Consider the following 20,338-nt stretch of genomic DNA (forward strand, 5'->3'; position numbering starts at 1 on the left):
CCAATTTCTCTATTTTAACTGAGAAATTGGGCTTTTGTTTATTAGAATTTTCCTGACTGTTCCATTAAGAACATCCCACTTATGTCTTTTCAGTAAGCAGTATTTGCTCTATCGCTTCTTTTAACAAATTCTTTGTCTCTTCTAAGTTATGACTCTCCTTCTCTCCCGGTTGTACTGTATAAAACTCAGCAAACGAGCGCTCTTTATACTTTGGTGCGACATGCATATGATAGTGCGTTAGTTCGTTAAAGATTCCACCATTTTGATAAAGTGAAACTTTAATCAGTGGGGGTTTTGTTCATCCCCCACTGATTATTAGTTGAACCAATCGGGCTTTTACGGGCAGTTGGATCCCCAAACTAACTTCTTTGTTTTCACTGAATTTTGAGATATGGGGTCTTACTGCCCGTTAATGCGGGGCAAATTGTAATTCCATCTGGTTTATATAATGCCTTAATCGCTTTTGTAATAATCTTAGAAGCATCCATAATGGATTTCGCTACAATATCATCTAATTCGTCTACTTCTACAACATGCTGCTTCGGCACAATTAAAGTATGGCCTGGATAAAAAGGTTCATGATCTAAAAAGCATGTTACATATTCATCTTCATATACTTTATATATTTTTTCTTCTTCGTTTGCTAATTTACAACCTAAACATTCCATCATACTTTCCCCTTTTATTAAAAACATAAAAACGTGAGAGCTATATTCTCACGTTTTTATATTTCACTTTATTAGTTCAATTGTTTCCGTAACTTTTATACTATCTTTTACAGATTGAACAATCGTGCAATTTTTCACTGCAAGTTGCAACGCCTTGTCCAACTGCTCTTCTGTAATGTTTTGTGCTTTAATTTTATAGTGCAAATGAATACTTTCAACTGGTTTCGATAAAGCTTCACTTCTCCCAATTTCAGTTTCAATTGTAAACGTATCGTATGGAATACGTTTCTTTTCTAAAATTGTGCGAAAGACAATTGCACTACATCCTGCGATAGAGGAAACGAGTAATTGTAACGGTGAATATCCGTTTTCTTTTCCAATTGCTAATTGATCATACGATAAATTTGCCTCTATATCATCGTGTTTGATTGTTAGTTTCATTTGTTTTTTCCATCTCCACTTTCATCGGTTTCTGCCGTTTCTTACTCATATAATAATATATATAGCAGAAAATGATAAATGGAATACCACAATATAACGCCATTCGTTGTTCAGGAATAAACGCTAAACTAATAACAACGATACTATTTGTAATTAAAGCTAAAATAGGAACAATCGGATATAGCGGTGTTCTATACTTTAAGTCCTCTAACTTTCCTCCGCCTTTTATATACTGACTTCTAAAGCGCAGTTGCGATAGAGCAATAATGATCCAACTTGATACAGCCGATAAACCAGCTATAGATAATAAGTACATGTATACTGTATCTTCTGCAAGGAAACCTGTGAATAAAGAAAGACCAGCTACCGCAATCGTTACGACTAGCGCTGTAATTGGAATACCTCTTTTATTTACTTTCTTGAAGGAAGTTGGTGCCATTCCTTCATTTGCAAGTGACCATAATATACGAGTTGCTGCATATAATCCTGAGTTCGCTACAGATAATAAAGCAGTAATAATAACGAAGTTCATAATATCAGCTGCATATGGAATACCGATTTTATCAAATACAACTACGAATGGACTTTCAATTACGCCTGCTTCTTTCCAAGAAATTAATCCTACTAAAATTGTCATTGTTAAAATGAAGAATAACATAATACGCCATACTGTATTACGAATCGCACGTGGAATTGTTTTTTCTGGATTTTCACTTTCTCCTGCTGCAATCCCGATTAACTCTGTTCCTTGGAACGAGAAGTTAACTGTAATCATCGTAAGTAATACAGCAGCTAGTCCATTCGGGAATAATCCACCATCGCTTACAAAGTTAGAGAAAAGAGGTGCTGCTTCTTTTCCGTCATATGATATAAACCCTAGTAATGCACTACCACCTAGAACAACAAATGCAAGAATTGTAACCACTTTAATACTAGAGAACCAAAATTCTAATTCAGCATAACTTTTCGCCGAAATTGCATTTGACGCATATAGAATAACGCCGAATACGAGACACCATACCCAAACATCAACATTCGGAAACCATCTTTTCATCATTAAACCGATTGACGTTAATTCTAGTCCTACTGTTACTGCCCAGCCAAGCCAATATAGCCAGCCGATCATAAAGCCCGTTCCTGGTCCAATAAACTTCGTCGCATACTTTTGGAAAGAACCTGAAACTGGCATCGCTACCGTTAATTCGCCAAGACAAAGCATTGTTAAATACATAATAAATCCGCCTACTAAATATGAAAGGATGGCTCCCCCTGGTCCAGCCTGATTAATGGTGTAACCTGAACCTAAGAAAAAACCAGTCCCGATTACACCACCTAGTGCGATCATAAATAAATGTCTACTCTTCATCGTACGATGTAATTGCTCGTTCGTTGGTTGCTGCATCTAAATCCTCCCCCTACCAATACCCCTATATCTTGTTAAAATTTTCTGATAATAAAAATATACACGAAAGCGGTTACAATTTCTATATAAAATTAAAACTTTTCTGATAAAATAATATAAAAAATCGAATTATTGTAAGATTCAGATTCTATTTAGAGGAAAATAAGGGTAAACAAGGAAAAACCCTTACATATTTTGTAAGGGTTAACGAAGTTCTAATCTTCTCGATAAAATTGATAAACTATAATTTACGATAAAGTACATACAAGCTACTACTATAAAAGTCGGAATCATATAATTTACATTCTGTCCGCTAATAATTTGAGCGTTATGCATAAGTTCTGGTAATGATATAACAACTGCGAGCGCCGTATCTTTCAGTAATGAAATAAACTGACTAACAAGCGGCGGAACCATTCTTCTTAATGCCTGTGGCAAAATAATATGCCATAGCGCTTGAACATACGTTAATCCGGAAGACCTCGCTGCTTCGATTTGCCCTTTTTCGATAGATGATAGACCGCTTCGAACAATTTCAGATATCATTGCAGCTTCAAATATTGTTAAAGCGACAATTGTGGCTGTTATAATTTCTAATTTCAAGCCCGCTTCAGGTAGTGCAAAATAAGTAAAAAATATAATTAAAAGTAACGGTAAATTCCGAATCACTTCAACGATAAAACCTAGTATTTGTGAGACGACCGGTATTTTTGTGTACCGCACAATCCCTATTACACTACCAATAATAAAACTAAGTACAATTGCTACGAGCGCTACCTCTAACGTTATAAGCAATCCTTTTAATAAAAAGAGAATATGATCACCTGTTATTGCTCCCTTAAAATCCATTTACACCGCCTCCTTTGCCAAGCGTTTTTCTAAATAACGCACTAGCATACTGAGCGGAATCGTTAATATTAAATAAAACATCCCAACAAATATATACACGTCGAACGTAACAAATGTTTTCGTTGAAATTAAATCTCCTTGATACATTAAATCCGTACCAGCGATAATTCCGAGTATGGAAGAGTTTTTTACTAAATTGAGAAATTGATTTCCTAAAGGAGGGATTACGATTTTCATCGCTTGAGGTAAAACGACATAGTACATTGCTTGCGTATAAGTCAATCCTGAAGAACGTGCTGCCTCCATTTGGCCTTTCGCGACTGATAAAATACCTGCGCGAATGACTTCGGCAATAAATGCTGCAGTATATACCGTAAGCGTAACTGTTCCTGCTACAAAACCATTTAAAGTAATTCCTACTACAGGTAAAGCGAAATAGAATATAAATGCAATTAATACGAGCGGAATATTTCTTACAAATTCTACAATAGCAGCTCCCAACCAATTTAAAATGCGAATCGGTGCAATACGCATTACCGCCAATACTACCCCTAAAATAAAACTGCCTATTAATGCAATTACACTAGACAACACTGTATATTTAAAGCCCTCTAAATACATATCAATGTTATTCGTTAATATAGAAAAATCAGGCACATACTCTCCCCTCTTTCTTTACAAGAAGAGGATGAGTACTCTCATCCTCTCGCTTTTACTATTTATCACTAGAAATCAAGTTTCACTTTACTTCTCTGGTTTTTGCCCAATCCATTTCTCATACAGTTTGTCGTACTCCCCACTCGCCTTCATATCTTTTAGCAAGCTATTAATCTCTTTCGTTAAATCATCCGCACCTTTTTGCACCGCAATCCCGTACGGCTCATCCGTAAAAATTTTCCCTACAACTTCATAATTCGAATCTTGTTTTGCCATGCCGTAAAGAATTGCATTATCTGTCGTTAAAACATCACCTTTTCCTGCTTTTAACGCCGTAAATGCCTCACTGTAATTTTCAAATTCTAATACAGTCGCTTCCGGTGACTTTTGACGAATGTTATTTGTAGATGTTGAACCTTTTACTGCTAACACTTTCACACCCTTTTTCACATCATCAATACTTTTAATATCGCTCCCTTTTTTCACGAGCAACGACTGCCCTGCTTTAAAATATACCTCTGAAAAATCTACCTCTTTTTTACGTTCCTCTGTGATTGTCATTGTTGCGATAATTGCATCAATGTCACCGTTTTTCAATAGTGGAATACGCGTTTTAGACGTTACTTCTTTTAATTCTAGTTTCTTTTCATCTCCGAGAATTTTTTTCGCAAGCGCCTTTGCAACATCAACATCGAATCCTTCTACCTGCCCTGTTGAAGGGTTTTTCAATCCGAATAAGTTCGTATCATTCTTCACCCCAACTACTAGTTTCCCACGCTTCTTAATTTGCTCAATGGCCCCGCCTTGCTTCGTATTCGTTTCTTTCGCCTCATCTTTTTTACTTCCGCACCCAGCAACGACAAGTACGAATAAACATGAAAATACGATTAAGGTAAACAACTTTTTCATTTTAATCATAAAATTCCTCCTTTAATGATTTAACACTCGACTTAAAAATAAACGTGCTCTTTCTTGTTCAGGACTCGCAAAAAATTGCGCCGGTGTTGTATCCTCAATAATCTTGCCATCATCCATAAATAAAATCCGATCTGCTACTTCTCGCGCAAATCCCATCTCATGCGTGACAACAACCATCGTCATCCCTTCTTTAGCTAGCGTTTTCATAACATCAAGTACTTCCCCGATCATCTCTGGATCAAGAGCAGACGTAGGTTCATCGAATAGCATAATTTCCGGCTGCATTGCGAGCCCCCTAGCAATTGCCACCCTTTGCTGTTGTCCTCCGGATAATTGATGCGGATATACACTAGCCTTCTCTGGAATCCCTACTTTCTCTAAATAAAACATTGCGGTTTTCTCCGCTTCTTCTTTTGAAACTTTATTTACTTTAATAGGCGCTAGTGTAATATTTTGAAGAACCGTTTTATGTGGATATAAATAAAAATGCTGAAAAACCATCCCGATATTTCGGCGTAATTCATTCATATCCGTTTTGGCATTGTGTACATCCGTATCTTGTACAATTAACTCTCCATCTGTAATTGTCTCTAATTGATTTATACACCGAAGCAACGTGCTTTTTCCTGATCCAGAAGGCCCAACAACTACTACCACTTCACCTTTTTTCACTTGCACATTAATATCTTTTAAAACTTGAAAGTTGCCATAATATTTATTTACATTACGAAATTCTATCAACATACTCCCCCCTCCCTCTAACAAAGCATGTACATTCTTTTTATATTCAAAAATAGGCAAAAAAATAACTTCCAGCCTCATTTTGTCCATAAAAAAAAGCAAAGGCATTTTCCCTTTGCTTTTTCATTTCTATTCTATTAAGTTAAGATACTTCTTCTTTCTTATCTTTTCCGTATTCATGTTCCCAGAAATCAGCATTTTTAATTCCCAATGGCCCTGGATCAAATACTGGATCTTTTCCTTCTTTCTTCTGCTTTTCATAATCCTTTAATGCAACTAATGCAGGTTTTTGTAACAATAAAATCGCAATGATATTTACCCATGCCATAATCCCTACACCGATATCACCTAAAGCCCAAGCCGTTGCTGCTGTTTTTATACAACCGTAGAATACAGTTCCTAAAAATACAAATTTTAATACCATAGACAACCACGGACGGTCTTTATCACGATTTAAGTACGCGATATTCGTTTCTGCAATGTAGTAATACGCCATAATTGTTGTAAATGCAAAGAATAGTAACGAGATTGCAACGAAACCGTTTCCAAATCCAGGGAAAACAGACTCTACTGCTGCCTGTGTATATCCAGGTCCTGGCTGTGCACCATTTAATTTATTTACGATAAAGTTTTTTCCGCTTGCATCAAATACGTTATACATGCCTGTAATAATCATCATAAATGCTGTTGCTGAACAAACAAATAATGTATCAATGTAAACGGAAAATGCTTGCACTAAGCCTTGCTTAGCTGGATGTGATACTTCAGCTGCTGCCGCTGCATGTGGCCCAGTTCCTTGCCCTGCTTCATTAGAATAAATACCACGTTTTACTCCCCAAGAAATTGCTAAACCGATAATACCACCAAATGCTGCTTCTAATGCAAATGCACTTCTTATAATTAACATAAATGCTTCTGGCAATTTTTCAATATTCATAGCAACAATGACGCAAGCTACTAAAATATAACCAACAGCCATAAACGGTACGACAACTTGTGCAACGTTAACAATTCGCTTTACTCCACCGAAAATGATAAGAGCTAATACAACTACTAATAAAGCTCCTGATACTGTAGTGTCAATTCCAAAAGCCGTTTCTAAACTTACAGCAATACTATTCGCCTGCACACCTGGTAGTAAAAGCCCAGTTGCCAGAATTGTAGCTGCAACGAATACTAAAGCATACCATTTCACACCTAAACCTTTTTCAATGTAATAAGCAGGTCCACCACGAAACTGTCCTTGATGTTTCGTCTTATATATTTGTGCGAGTGTCGACTCTACATAAGCTGATCCTGCTCCTAAAAAAGCTACTGCCCACATCCAAAATACAGCTCCTGGTCCACCGAATGCAACTGCCGTTGCTACCCCAGCTATATTCCCTGTCCCAACGCGCCCTGATAACGAAAGTGCTAACGCTTGGAATGAAGAAACACCAGCCTCTGATTTTTCTCCTTGAAATGTCAGCTTCACCATTTCTCCTACATGTCTTACTTGTAAAAACTTCGTTCGAATGGAAAAGTATAAACCTACTCCTAAACATAAATAAACAAGTGCGGGACTCCAAACAATATTATTTAACCAATTTACGAAAGCTTCCACCATTCCTCCCCCTTCTTTATAAAGAATATTCAGAATATATATAAAATTATAAGTGTATACCGAATCTATAACAATATTATTTTAATAAAACAAACATATTTTTGTATAAAAAAACAAAGCATACATTTATTTTGTATGCTTTGTTTTGAACAAAATGTATTATATATTCACAATTGCTTCTTTGCTTACAATTCTTTTATATAATTCTTCAGATAATTTCCGGAAGTTATCTGGCATATCTTTCCCTTTAAACTTCTTTTGAAGCGTGCCGTATAGACCTATGTCACGCAAACGTAAGAACAACGGTATCGATTCATACCAACTATCCGCCAGTCTGTGCTCATACTCATAGCCTTTCCTTAACGCTTGTAACTGTTTACGAGCAAAGTCTGTCTTCTCTTCCGCTGTCCACGGTGTAAATAGAACAGAGTAATAGAGAACCATCGCTAAATCGTGTATAAAGTAATTATAGGCCGCATCATCAAAATCAAAGATAGTTAGCTCTTTTCCATCATAATGAAAATTACCTGGATGAATGTCACCGTGCATAAGACCGAACGTTTCTCTTTCAATTGGAAGAGCCTTTATTTCATCCATTAATATCGCTGCAATCTTTTTCACTTGATCATCTTCTAATTCATTAACAATCCCGCTCTCATCTTCTTCCCACGTATCACGATAGCCTGTTTTAGGGTAGTTCATTGTTAGGCGATGCAGTTGGCCAATTGCTTTTCCCCACGCTTCAAAGTAAGTCTCTCCCCAATAAGGCGATTCTTCTCCTTTTACTTGCTCACCTTTTGCATATGTAAATAAAGATGCAAAAAAGACAGTGCTATCTTCCGCTCCAATTTCTTCTACAAGATTTTGAGAAGTTGAGTAAAGAGGTCCTGCTACCTTTGCCCCATTCTCCGCAACATATCGTAAAAAATCTAGTTCAGCTTCTACCTCTTGTTTAGAGCGATGCGAAGAATGTGTTAAACGTAATACATAGTCTTCTTCATTATCATCCTTCGCCTTAAAAATATAATTCTCAAAATCTCCAAGCGGCTTTTCTTCCACTGTTACATGAAATGCCTTTGCTGCTCTTGCTAAAATCTCTTTTGTAAAAACTCGTTCTACAGCTATTTCCATATGTATCCCTCCTATATATCTTCTTAATTCGACAAAAATGTTAGAAGTACTGCTATAAAATTGAATAATATACAAAAGACAATGTAACGTAACTTTCAACCCTCTTTTTAAAAAAATAATTCAAGCATAAATTTCTCACAAACGACAAAAATTAACAGAAACAATTGCACTTTAAAAGAGGTGGAAATTATGACCGAACAGGAAAGTTCACAACAAGATAATAACAAAAAGCATATGTTTCCATCACTTCCGGAAAATATTAATTACATTGAAAATAAGCTATGTCACTCAGATGATATAAAAAAATTAGATGTCCCATTTCAAAGTGGCAAAGGAACAATCTTATATATCGAATCTTTAGCAGACCCAAATTTAATTCACCAATTAGCTCTTGATCCTTTATTAACTCGGTCGGATTTGTCTTTAAGTAAAGTTTTTGCCACATTAAATATGAAAAAAGAAACGAATTTAAAGTATGGTGTGCAGCTTTTATTACAAGGAAAATCATTATATTTTCATGAACAAGTCGACAGTTTTTGTATTTTCGAAACAGCTTTATCTTTAAAGAGAGATATAGCAGAGCCTGATAATGAAGGCATTGTACGTGGACCACATACTGGTTTTGTAGAAGATTTAGCAACCAATTTAGCTTCCATTCGTAAACTCATAAAAAGTCCAAACGTCGTCGTTAAATATTTCACACTGGGTGAAGAAATGCATACGAAAGTGGCAATTGCTTACATGCAAAACATAGCAAATGACGATTTAGTTACAGAAGTAAAAAGAAGGTTAGAAACGATTAAGACAGATGCACTTATGCCTCCGGGATATATACAAGAATTTATAGAGGATACGTCTTTTTCACCATTTCCGCAGCAATTAAATACAGAGCGTCCAGATAGAGTCGCAGCAAATTTAATGGAAGGACGAGTTGCTATTCTATCTGACGGAGATCCAACAGCGCTCATCGTACCTGTTACACTATTTGCTTTCTATCAATCACCAGATGATTATAATAATCGCTGGATTGTCGGTTCTTTCGTCCGAATGATTCGCTTAGTGAGTTTTTTAATAGCCTTTCTCTTACCAGCTATATATATCGCAACGGTTGCTTTTCATCCTGATGTGTTGCCACTTGAACTCGTTTATACAATTAAAGCTTCATTAGAAAAAGTACCGCTCCCTCCTATTTTTGAAGCTCTCTTAATGGAACTGATTTTTGAATTATTACGAGAAGCTGGTATTCGTCTGCCGAGCCGAGTTGGACAAACAATTGGTATTGTAGGTGGTTTAGTAATTGGTGATGCAATTGTAAAAGCCGGACTCGTTTCTTACACAATGATTATCGTTGTAGCTTTAACTGCAATCTCATCTTTTCTCGTTCCATCAAACGATATGAGCTCAGCAGTCCGGATTCTCCGTTTTCCGTTAATGCTCCTTGCTGCCCTATTCGGATATGTAGGAATATCGTTCGGCCTAATTATAACTTTCGTTCACTTATGTCAGCTACATTCATTTCATACACCATATCTTTCTCCTGTTGCCCCAATGCGGATTAAAGATATGAAAGATTCTTTTGTAAGACTACCAATTTGGTCATTTTGGGAACGGCCACATGATCCAAAACCGAAAAAAATGCAACGCCAACATGTAGCGAGGGAGGATGAGGACGGTGACAAACACGCAAAGTAAAATTTCACTTGTTCAATTTACCTTTTTCGTTATTCAATGCCAAATTGGGGTTGGTATACTTTCTCTACCTAACCGTCTTCATCCGATAGCAAAAGGTGGCGGATGGATTTCTGCCCTCATCGCCGGGCTTGCAATTCAACTTATTATTTTACTTATGTGGCTTTTCTTAAAACGATTTCCTGATGCAGATATGTATGAAAGTGTTTGTATGCTATTTGGTAATAAGTTTGGAAAACTATTAGGCTTAGCTTATGTTTTTTATTTCACCCTTATCGGTATGACGGTTATGTTAAATGCTTGTAATGTCATTAAAGTTTGGATATTACAAGCTACTCCTTGGTCTGCCATTCTCATGCTATTTACAATAGCTTGTTGTTATGTAGCTTATAACACTTTTAAAGTCATCGTACGATTTTATGTCATGGCCTCTATCCTCATTATTCCAATGGCCCTTTTAATTGCCTTAGGGCTTTCCCGAGCTGATTTCTCTTATATTTTTCCCATTACAGAAGCCGGCTGGTGGAATATAATTCAAGCATCCAAGGAAACAATTACAGCCATGTATGGTTTTGAAATCATTCTTATCGCTTTCCCAAAAGTAAATGGCAGTTCTGTCGCAAAACTGAAGGCCATTTCTATCGCTAATGGATTTGTAACTCTTTTTTATACTTTTACTGTTTGGATTTGCTTTATCGTATTTAGTCCAAAGCAAATTGAACTTATTCCAGAGCCAGTTGCTTACTTATTGCGTTCTCTACATATCGGGATTATAGATCGGACTGATTTACTATTCATACCAATATGGATGATAACAGTTGTGGCTTCTATTGCTAGTTATTATTGTGCTGCTTCAATCGGAATTGGACATATATTCAATCTTGCTAATCATAAAAAAGCTGTTCCAATCGTTGGTATTATTACTTTTAGTGTAGCCTTATTTATAGATACACCGGAAGAATTAAAAGTAATTTCAACTTTCACTGATAAGTTCACCTATATTTTCATTGTTGTCCTCCCTCTTCTATTTCTACTTTATTCAGTAATAAGAAATAAGAAAGGAGAACAGTATGTTCAAAAAAAGAGTTAAATTACTTTCTATATTATGTGCTTGTTCATTCCTTTCTGGATGCTGGGATCAAGAACCATTAAGGGAGGCGAGGTTAGCTTATAGTATTGGATCTGATATTACGGAAGAGAATAAACTCCAGCAAACAATCGAGCTCGTAAAAAGTTCAAGCGGAGAGCAATCTTCATTCGAAAATGAAATACATTCAGCAACCGGGCATAACATAAGGGATACAAGCGATGCCCTAAAAAAAAATGTAACTGGAAATATTCGCTACTTCAAATATGGTGTTCAATTACTAGGAACCAAAATTCTAAAAAAAGGTATACTCCCCTATTTAGATGTCAGCTTTCGGGACCCAACAAACCCAACTGCTTTAGTAAAACTTATTGCAGTAGATGGTGAAACATCCGAGATACTAGAAAAAAAGAAAGTAGGAAATTTACTAATTGGAGATTTTCTAAAGAAAAAAGTGAAAAGCTTAGAAGATATGAGTGTATTTCCAAAAGAAACTTTAGAAACAGCTGCTACAAAAATGTTAGATCCCGGTAAAGACTTTACCCTCCCTTCTATAAAAATAAAAGGAAAAGAAGTAATTACAAACGGATTAGCTTTATTTAACAATGATAAATTAACTGGGCATTTACCTTTGAGACACTCTGTTTTATTCGTGTTATTAACCGGAAAAATGGGAACAAGTGCCCGTATAACCCAAAAACTTACTAGTGATGAATCAGAGAAAACATCTGATTATTTAACAATGGAAATTAGCAATCGAAAATTAAAACGAGACTTACAAATAACAACAGATAAAAAAGGAAATGTTTATGCTCACATTAAGCTTCAACTAAAAGTGATAGCACTTGAATCCCCGCGAGATAATCTGTATACAATGGCTGACAGAGAAAAGTTAAATAAAGAACTTTCTAAACAACTCACGAAAGAAGCGAAAAAAATAACAAACAAACTACAAAAGGCAAATTGTGATGCTTTCGGTATTGGAAGACATCTTATCGCCTATCATCCTGACTTATGGAAGAAAAAAAATTGGAATAAAGATTATGCAAAAGTAAAATTCAAACCAGAGGTAGAAGTAAATATTTTATACAGCGGTGTCTTAAAATAAAAGGTTGTATGCCACGCGGGCATACAACCTTCTTATTTCGTATATCGATACACAATTGATTCATATGGTCTTAAGTTAAGTTTTATAATATCCTTGCTGGAATCTTTATAATTCGACAGTAGTACTTCTTGTTTCATTCCATCTAATTGAACGTTCGCTGGTACAGAGTACGTTATTTCTTCTCCATAGAAGTTATTTATAACAAGTAGCACTTCACTTTCTGTAGTACGAGTATATGCCCAAATTTTAGGATCATTTTCATCCAAAATAGCGTATTTTCCTTCTGTAATTACATCATATGTTTTTCTTAGTTCAATTAGTTTTTTATAATGATAAAATACAGACTCTTTATCTTCTAGTGCCTTCTCTACGTTTATTTCTTTAAAGTTTTCAGCAACTGAAATCCAAGGTGTACTTGTTGTAAAGCCACTGTTCATCTCTTCATTCCACTGCATTGGAGTACGGGAGTTGTCACGAGATTTTTGTTTTAAAATCCCGATAATCTCTTCTTTTGATAATCCTTCTTCTAGCTTTATATCATATATATTTAACGATTCCACATCGCGATATTGCTCAATAGACTCGAATTTAGGATTCGTCATACCGATTTCTTCGCCTTGATAAATGTAAGGTGTGCCCTGCAACATATGCATAGCTGTCGCTAACATTTTTGCAGATTCATTTCTATACTTCTCATCATTACCGAAGCGTGACACAATACGAGGCTGGTCATGATTACACCAGAATAACGCATTCCATCCGCCGCCCTTTTGCATTTCAATTTGCCAATTAGACATAATCTCTTTTAATTTAATGAAATCAAAATTAGCCTTCGTCCACTTATCACCATTCGGATAATCTACTTTTAAATGATGGAAACTAAATGTCATGCTCAGTTCATTACGATCAGGATTCGAATATTTAATACAATTATCAATTGTCGTAGATGACATTTCTCCAACTGTAATGACATCTTTCCCTTCAAAAACATTTTGGTTCATCTCTTGTAAATATTCATGAACACGCGGACCATCTGTATAATATTTACGACCATCGCTTGTCGCCGTACTTCCGTCATCATTTAAGAACTGTTGATCTTTTGAAATTAAATTAATAACATCTAATCGGAATCCAGTTACCCCTTTATCTAGCCAAAAACGCATCATATCATATACTTCTTCACGAAGCTTTTCATTTTCCCAATTTAAATCAGCTTGTGTCTCATCAAATAGATGTAAAAAATACTGCTCTGTCTTCTCATCATACTTCCAAGCAGATCCACCAAACTTAGATTGCCAATTATTTTTTTCATCACGCCAAATATAGTAATTACGATATGGACTATTTTTATCTTTCTTCGCTTCCTTAAACCACTTATGTTCCGTCGAACTATGATTTACAACGATATCCAGCATAATTTCAATGTTACGTGCCTTTGCTTCTTCTAAAAGCTCTTCAAACTCTTCCATCGTTCCGTAAGATGGATCAATACTGTAGTAATCACTTACATCATATCCATTATCATTTTGTGGTGATTGGTATATCGGTGTTAACCAAATATAATCTACTCCGAATTCTTTTAAATAATCTAGTTTTTCTGTAACCCCTTTTATATCACCGGTTTCTTTATTGTAATAGCTATTAAAGCTCTTCGGATAAATTTGATAAACTACACTTTTATGCCAATCCTTCATGTTTAACTTCCTCCTACTTCTGTTTTACTCGTTTTGCAAATAACCACGTTAACGTAAACGGGATTACAACTGCGATAACCATTCCTACAATAAACATTGGAATCGATTTCGGAATGATAGAAATAAATGCTGGTAATCCGCCAATTCCGATAGCAGGTGCTAATACACCATTTAACGTAATAAATATCGCTGCCACAGCCGATCCTATAATTGCTGCATAGAATGGGAATTTATTTCGTAAGTTCACACCAAACATAGCTGGCTCTGTAATACCGAAATATGCTGAAATCGCTGATGTCGATGCCATGCTTTTATCATTTTGATTTTTAGAAATCCAGAACATTGCAAGTGCTGCACTACCTTGCGCAATGTTAGAAAGAGCAATCATTGGCCAAATGAATGTACCACCGTGCTGTGCAATTAATTGTAAGTCGATAGCAATAAACATATGATGCATACCTGTAATTACAAGCGGTGCATATAATGCTCCAAACAATACTGCTCCAACTACTGGCACAGTTTCATATACACCTACTAATCCAGCTGTTAATAAATCTCCAATATGACGTGTAACTGGACCAATAATCCCTAACGCCAACACACCTGTTACGACAATCGTTGTAATTGGTACAACTAATAATTGTATTGCATTTGGTACATGTTTCTTTAAGAAGATTTCCACTTTACTTAATACAAATGCTGCTACTAAGACAGGCAAGATTTGACCTTGATACCCTACCTTTTCAATTTGAAATAATCCTAAAATATCGAAGTACTCAATCTTTTGTCCATCTAAACCAGTCGCTGCTTTTCCATAATCCCACGCGTTTAATAAGGCAGGATGCACAAGCATTAACCCCATAACAATCCCTAATATCGGACTACCACCAAAACGCTTCGTTGCTGACCAACCGACAAGTGCTGGTAAGAATACGAATGCTGTATTCGCCATCATATTAATTAAATCCCAAAGCCCACTTAAGTTTGGATACACATCTAATAAATTTTTACCTTCAAAAAATAAGTCCTTTGCCCCTAATAGATTGTTAATTCCCATTAGTAAACCAGCTGTTACGATTGCTGGTAATATCGGCATAAATACATCTGAAAATACTTTTACAAACTTTTGAGCTGGATTTAACTTTTGGTTTCCAGAATCTTTTACGTCAGCTACTGTCGCTTCTTTCATACCTGCAAGCGTTATCAATTCGGCATATACTCGATCAACATCTCCCGGGCCGATTACAATTTGAAATATCCCAGCGTTATGAAACGCTCCCTTCACTAATGAAACAGACTGCAATTTATCGTTATCTATTTTGCTTTCATCTTTTAAAGCGATACGGAGCCTCGTTACACAGTGCGCAGCTTGTTCAATATTGTCTTTCCCACCAATATACTGCAACACTTCCTCTGCTGTTTTACGATAGTCTTTCCCCATATTCCCGTCCCTCTTTTCTTTTTTTGATACCGTTTACACTTACATATTAACTCGTATATATAAGTTAGTCAACACTCGTATATACGAGTTTGTGTTTTTTTATAAAAAAAGAGATGAAACAATAGTTTGTTCCACCTCTTTACTTTCTCCGCGCCACATCCGAAAAATGAAAAATATCTAAGCGGTGGCGTGATTCTGTATATTCAAACTGACTTCCATCATAAAAATGTGTAAAGTTTTTCACAACGACAACATAGTCTGTCCCATTTAAATCTAAATACTTTCTATCGTCCTCTGTACATGGTTGCACTTCAATTACCCTCTGTGAGTAACTAATATGAAGCCCTAGTTCTTTTTCAATGTATTTATAAATGGACTCCGTCGCAATTTCACTCGTTAATCCTGGAATATATTCCGACACAAAATGATTGATATCCAAAATTACTTTTTCTCCATCAATATTTCGTACGCGTTTAATATGATCTATTTCTGTTTTTTCTTTCACGTTTAATAGTTTTGCAACTTCTTTTGTCGCTTTTACTTTCTCTATTTCTACGACTTCTGTAATACAATGACGTCCTAAACGTTCATTTTCTTCTTGGAAACTTACAATACCACCAAAGTTGAATTCAATGTTTTTTCGCTTTAAAACAAAAACACCTTTTCCATGTATTTTCTGAACATATCCACGCTCTTGCAATAAATCTACTGCTTTTCTTACAGTACCTCGACTTGCCTCATACTGCTTCATTAATTCAGTTTCTGATGGGATTTTGCATCCCTCTTTTAATTGTTTATTGTCAATAGACTTACTGATTTCTGTATAAATTTGCTCATACTTACTCATCATCTACAATAGCCCCTTGTCACCTTCTAATTCTATATGTATTATACCACGCTATACTCTTCTGCCAATCTCTCACTTATTTTCCAGTATAGGAAAAATACAGGTAAATATTTAATCTCTAAAACGTATTTTTATAAAAATTTTTATATTTTTCTTTTCATTCAAAAAAACATGTAGTATACTAACTTCAAAATCAGAGGAGAAAGGGAGCAAAGAACTATGCTTACTTATACAACAATTGTAGTTACATTTGCACAAAAACATCATCATCATACGTAACCCTTGAAACCTAGCGGAAAAATTACGCGTAGGTACAAGGGTTATTCCCGTTGTACCTACGTTAGGCGAAGAGCCATGTAGGTATTTTTTATCTACATGGCTCTTTTTTTATTGCCAAAAAGCTAGTAAAAAATGATGTTTAAGCAAATCTTACTACAAAGGAGTTAACAAAAATGGAAACGAAAAAATGGGGATTATGGATTTTAACAGCTTTTGTTATCGGAAATATGGTTGGCGGTGGCGTATTTATGCTTCCAGCAAATTTAGCACAAGTATCAGGTCCAATGGGTTCTACACTTGCATGGAGTATTACAGGACTTGGCGTATTTATGATTGCACTCGTATTTGGAAATTTAGCAATTCGCAAGCCAGAATTAAAAGCAGGACCACAAAGTTACGCTCAAGCAATGTTCCCTTCAAAAAAAGCGGGTAAAGTTGCAGGATATAGCATGGCCTGGGGATATTGGGCTGCGAACTGGGCTGCAACAGCATCTGTTATTATTTCCTTTGCTGGATATTTATCAACATTCTTTCCAGTTTTACAAAGTAAGCAAATTCTCTTTTCAACGAACGGATTTTCATTAGAACTCGGAAAAGGATTAACTTTCCTCGTATGTAGCCTTATGTTATGGGGAATTCAATACATTCTTTCTCAAAATATTGACCGAGCTGGAAATATGAATCTGCTTGCTACCATTGCAAAAATTATCGGATTTACAATGTTTATTGTAATCACATTATTCATTTTCAATGCCTCTAATTTCGGAGACGGCCAAACATTTATGAATGAAGCAGGACAATCAATTTCGTTAGGTGGACAAATCAATTCAGCTGCTATTGCAACACTTTGGGCATTTATCGGTATTGAATCTGCCGTAATGCTTTCTAACCGCGCAAAATCTCAGCGTGATGTAAAAAAAGCTACTATTTTCGGATTAATTATCGCTCTTCTTATTTACATGTCAATTACGCTACTTACAATGGGAGCTCTTCCACAAGATGCTTTAAAAGAATCTCAAAAACCATTAGTAGACGCATTAAATTTAGCAATTGGTAATAAAGGCGCATATATCATGGCTTTACTTGCACTTGTATCTTTATTTGGATCTACAGTTGGCTGGATCGTTGTTAGTTCAGAAGTACCTTACCAGGCAGCAAAGAATGGACTTTTCCCTAAGTTGTTCGCAAAAACAAATAAAAAAGGTAGTCCTTCAAAATCATTATTTATTACAAATGTGATGACGCAAATTTTCTTATTCTCAACGATTTCTGGTACTGTATCAGAAGCTTATAATTTTGCTATCGTTGTAGCAACATTAGCTTATTTAATTCCATACCTTGTTTCGACGCTGTACCAATTCAAATTGGTTATTACAGGAGAAACGTATGATATAATGCCTGGCTCTCGAATAAAGGATGGGATCATTACTACATTAGCATTTGTATACTCTATTTGGGTTATCAAAACGGGAACTGCTGATTTAAAAACATTCTTCTTAGGAATTGGATTATTCGTATTAGGTCTTATTCTTTATCCAGTACTAATGAAAGACTCACAAAAAGTGAATTAAAAAAGAGAAGCTACCGGCTTCTCTTTTTTTATTCAAAATCTGTAATTAACTTTTCTTTTAACTCTCCTACAGATAAAGGTTTCGCATAATAAAATCCTTGTACATAATCACAACCCATAGATTGTAATAAGCTTTCTTGCTCTACTGTTTCTACCCCTTCAGCAACTACGGCTAAATTTAAGCTATGGGCAATTTCAATAACAGACTTTACAATCGTTCGTTCTGGCTGTGCGTGATCATAATGAAATTCACGAATAAAATTACGATCAATTTTCACTATATCTAGTGGTAGTTGTTTTAAATAATATAAGGAAGAATAGCCCGTTCCGAAGTCATCTAAAGCAATTAAAACGCCCATACTTCTTAATTCTTGTAATGTAGCAATAATATAATCAAAATGGCGAACAGCAATGCTTTCCGTTATTTCTAAAATTAAACGATTCGGAGGAAAGCCAGTTCTCTTTAAAATGCTACGTACAGACAAAATAAAACGTTTCTGCATTAATTGTTGTATAGATAAATTCACAGATAACTTTAATCCTTCTTGATAATTTGGCAATGTTTTAAACAAGCGACATGACTTTTCTAATACCCAGTCTCCTAATTTTATAATAAGTCCAGATTCTTCAGCTACTGGAATAAATTCGCCTGGCGAAATAGGCCCTTCTTCTGTCGAACAACGTGCTAAAGCCTCAATACCAGTATATTTCTTCGTTTTCAAATCAATAATAGGCTGCAGTACCACGTCTAACTCTTCATCACGAATTGCCTTTTGCAAAGCGAATTCAATTTTCATTCTACGATTTATTTTCGCACGTAACTCATCTGTAAAGAAACACGCTGCATTTCTGCCCTGTTCTTTCGCGCTATACATAGCTAAATCCGAATTTTTTAATAGTGTTTCTACATCTTGTCCATCTTGCGGATATGAGCAAAGTCCTAGACTAGCTGAAATGTATACCTCATGACCTTCAAGCATAAATGGTGCCTGAAAGCATGACAACACAGATGTCGCTAGCTGCCTCATCTCATCTTGTGTATGATTTTTTGTTAACAACACAAATTCGTCGCCACCCAGCCTAGCCAGAACATCTTTCTCTCCTAGCACATAATGCAACCGTGAAGCAACTTCGCTTAAAAGTAAATCTCCTATCATATGACCGAGCGTATCGTTTACTAATTTAAAACGATCCAAATCAAAGTAAATCATACCAAATTCTTTTTTGTCTGCAATCATCTCGTTTACAGTCGTTATTAACTGCAATCGGTTCGGTAAACTCGTTAAAGCATCATGATACGCAAGCTCCCTATAACGACTTTCGCTTACCCGCAACCTCCGTTCGGCTTCTTTCCTACTACTAATATCATTTCGGATCGCAATAAATTGATATGGCTCTCCTTTTTCATTTAAAAATGGAACAATTGTTGTTTTAACCCAATAATATGTCCCATCTTTTGCTTGATTTCGAATCTCACCTCTCCACACTTTTCCGCTCAAAATGCGCTTCCATAGAATTTGAAAAAATGTTTTCGGGTGATATCCTGAATTTAAAATACGATGATCTTTCCCTATTAACTCTTCTCTTGTATATTTGGAGATTTCACAAAACTTATCATTTACATATGTAATAAGACCCTTTCGGTCTGTAATCGCAACAATTGAAGACTCATCTAATGCTAACTTTAAATCTCGCAATGAAGAGTCATATAATGCATGACCTCTTTGTTCTAGCATGCGCATCTCTCCTTGCTTCCTATCTGACTAAAACACAACTTGTTTCTTTTCATAGAAATAGAGATATTTCATTTCCTAATAATCGTCCTTTACATAAATCACATTTTGAAATATGACGATTAAAATAACATAATATTATTTGTAATAAAAAGCAATATAATACCGGTTCAATTATAAATAGTAGTTTCTTATCGCTATAATTACCTTACTTTATTATACCTTATCCATTCTCTTACATTCCTTTATAACTAGCTCTATACGACCATTGTTTCCTACTAATCCCGCCCACATCTAACCTCTTTACTTTACTAGCGAAATAGAAATTCGAGCACACTATACAACTATTCACGAATAATAATATAAAAATTAAAATTGGTATATACGTTTTTGAATTACAATAACAAAATATTAACATATTTTCACCTTTATTTTGGAAGTATTTTATAAATAAATACTTTATTAAACTAAAAAAAGAGG

Annotated in this window: 16 protein-coding genes and 2 pseudogenes; 4 read left to right on the top strand and 14 right to left on the bottom strand. The window is 35.5% G+C overall.

Annotated features, from left to right (window positions below):
- Positions 1 to 79: 79 nt before the first annotated feature.
- The 10 genes and pseudogenes from DN390_RS21135 to DN390_RS21185 all read right to left on the bottom strand — a co-directional run.
- Positions 80 to 265 (bottom strand): annotated as a pseudogene (locus DN390_RS21135) (HIT family protein); the annotation flags it as partial.
- 154 nt (positions 266 to 419) lie between these two features.
- A pseudogene (locus DN390_RS21140) lies at positions 420 to 668 on the bottom strand (HIT family protein); the annotation flags it as partial.
- A gap of 63 nt (positions 669 to 731) precedes the next feature.
- Positions 732 to 1,109 carry an OsmC family protein gene (locus DN390_RS21145; protein ID WP_147808342.1) on the bottom strand — a complete coding sequence of 126 codons (378 nt, stop codon included), beginning with the start codon at positions 1,107 to 1,109 and terminating at the stop codon, positions 732 to 734.
- A complete protein-coding gene (locus DN390_RS21150; RefSeq protein ID WP_147808343.1) occupies positions 1,084 to 2,511 on the bottom strand; it encodes an amino acid permease in 1,428 nt (475 codons plus the stop codon). Before DN390_RS21150 ends, DN390_RS21145 begins: the two co-directional genes overlap by 26 nt.
- 204 nt (positions 2,512 to 2,715) lie before the next feature.
- A complete protein-coding gene (locus DN390_RS21155) occupies positions 2,716 to 3,360 on the bottom strand; it encodes an amino acid ABC transporter permease (RefSeq protein WP_147808344.1) in 645 nt (214 codons plus the stop codon).
- Positions 3,361 to 4,017: an amino acid ABC transporter permease gene (locus tag DN390_RS21160; RefSeq protein WP_097950489.1), complete on the bottom strand. Its 657-nt coding sequence runs from the start codon at positions 4,015 to 4,017 to the stop codon at positions 3,361 to 3,363.
- A gap of 87 nt (positions 4,018 to 4,104) precedes the next feature.
- The gene (gene glnH / locus DN390_RS21165) at positions 4,105 to 4,935 is read right to left on the bottom strand and encodes a glutamine ABC transporter substrate-binding protein GlnH (RefSeq protein WP_147808345.1); all 831 of its coding nucleotides are present in this window, start codon (positions 4,933 to 4,935) and stop codon (positions 4,105 to 4,107) included.
- Positions 4,936 to 4,947: 12 nt separating this feature from the next.
- Complete coding sequence (locus DN390_RS21170; protein ID WP_147808357.1) at positions 4,948 to 5,676, bottom strand: amino acid ABC transporter ATP-binding protein; 729 nt, start codon at positions 5,674 to 5,676, stop codon at positions 4,948 to 4,950.
- 142 nt (positions 5,677 to 5,818) lie between these two features.
- Positions 5,819 to 7,279 (bottom strand): alanine/glycine:cation symporter family protein, encoded by a 1,461-nt coding sequence (locus DN390_RS21180; protein WP_147808346.1) that lies wholly within the window; start codon positions 7,277 to 7,279, stop codon positions 5,819 to 5,821.
- Between the two features lie 159 nt (positions 7,280 to 7,438).
- Complete coding sequence (locus DN390_RS21185) at positions 7,439 to 8,410, bottom strand: phosphotransferase enzyme family protein (protein ID WP_147808347.1); 972 nt, start codon at positions 8,408 to 8,410, stop codon at positions 7,439 to 7,441.
- A 189-nt stretch (positions 8,411 to 8,599) separates the two neighbouring features.
- Between DN390_RS21185 and gerKA the strand changes: the two genes are divergently transcribed.
- The 3 genes from gerKA to gerKC are packed head-to-tail and all read left to right on the top strand — an operon-like array spanning position 8,600 to position 12,294.
- On the top strand, positions 8,600 to 10,102 hold the full coding sequence (gerKA, locus tag DN390_RS21190; protein WP_147808348.1) for a spore germination protein GerKA: 1,503 nt from the start codon (positions 8,600 to 8,602) through the stop codon (positions 10,100 to 10,102).
- A complete protein-coding gene (locus tag DN390_RS21195) occupies positions 10,083 to 11,189 on the top strand; it encodes a GerAB/ArcD/ProY family transporter (protein WP_147808349.1) in 1,107 nt (368 codons plus the stop codon). Before gerKA ends, DN390_RS21195 begins: the two co-directional genes overlap by 20 nt.
- Positions 11,170 to 12,294 carry a spore germination protein GerKC gene (gerKC, locus tag DN390_RS21200; RefSeq protein WP_147808350.1) on the top strand — a complete coding sequence of 375 codons (1,125 nt, stop codon included), beginning with the start codon at positions 11,170 to 11,172 and terminating at the stop codon, positions 12,292 to 12,294. Before DN390_RS21195 ends, gerKC begins: the two co-directional genes overlap by 20 nt.
- A gap of 32 nt (positions 12,295 to 12,326) precedes the next feature.
- On the opposite strand, the gene treC is transcribed toward gerKC, so the two are convergent.
- The 3 genes from treC to treR form a co-directional block, all read right to left on the bottom strand.
- Positions 12,327 to 13,988, bottom strand: coding sequence for an alpha,alpha-phosphotrehalase (gene treC, locus DN390_RS21205; protein WP_147808351.1), 1,662 nt, complete (start codon positions 13,986 to 13,988; stop codon positions 12,327 to 12,329).
- A gap of 13 nt (positions 13,989 to 14,001) precedes the next feature.
- Complete coding sequence (gene treP / locus DN390_RS21210; RefSeq protein ID WP_147808352.1) at positions 14,002 to 15,429, bottom strand: PTS system trehalose-specific EIIBC component; 1,428 nt, start codon at positions 15,427 to 15,429, stop codon at positions 14,002 to 14,004.
- A 139-nt stretch (positions 15,430 to 15,568) separates the two neighbouring features.
- Positions 15,569 to 16,279, bottom strand: coding sequence for a trehalose operon repressor (treR, locus tag DN390_RS21215; RefSeq protein ID WP_147808353.1), 711 nt, complete (start codon positions 16,277 to 16,279; stop codon positions 15,569 to 15,571).
- A gap of 449 nt (positions 16,280 to 16,728) precedes the next feature.
- On the opposite strand from treR, the gene DN390_RS21220 reads away from it, so the two are divergent.
- Positions 16,729 to 18,126, top strand: coding sequence for an amino acid permease (locus tag DN390_RS21220; protein ID WP_147808354.1), 1,398 nt, complete (start codon positions 16,729 to 16,731; stop codon positions 18,124 to 18,126).
- A 28-nt stretch (positions 18,127 to 18,154) separates the two neighbouring features.
- Here the strand turns inward: DN390_RS21220 and DN390_RS21225 are convergent, their stop codons facing one another.
- The gene (locus tag DN390_RS21225) at positions 18,155 to 19,861 is read right to left on the bottom strand and encodes a putative bifunctional diguanylate cyclase/phosphodiesterase (RefSeq protein WP_147808355.1); all 1,707 of its coding nucleotides are present in this window, start codon (positions 19,859 to 19,861) and stop codon (positions 18,155 to 18,157) included.
- Positions 19,862 to 20,338: the final 477 nt, after the last annotated feature.

This window comes from Bacillus sp. SH7-1, from assembly GCF_008042405.1.
Classification (GTDB): domain Bacteria; phylum Bacillota; class Bacilli; order Bacillales; family Bacillaceae_G; genus Bacillus_A; species Bacillus_A thuringiensis_N.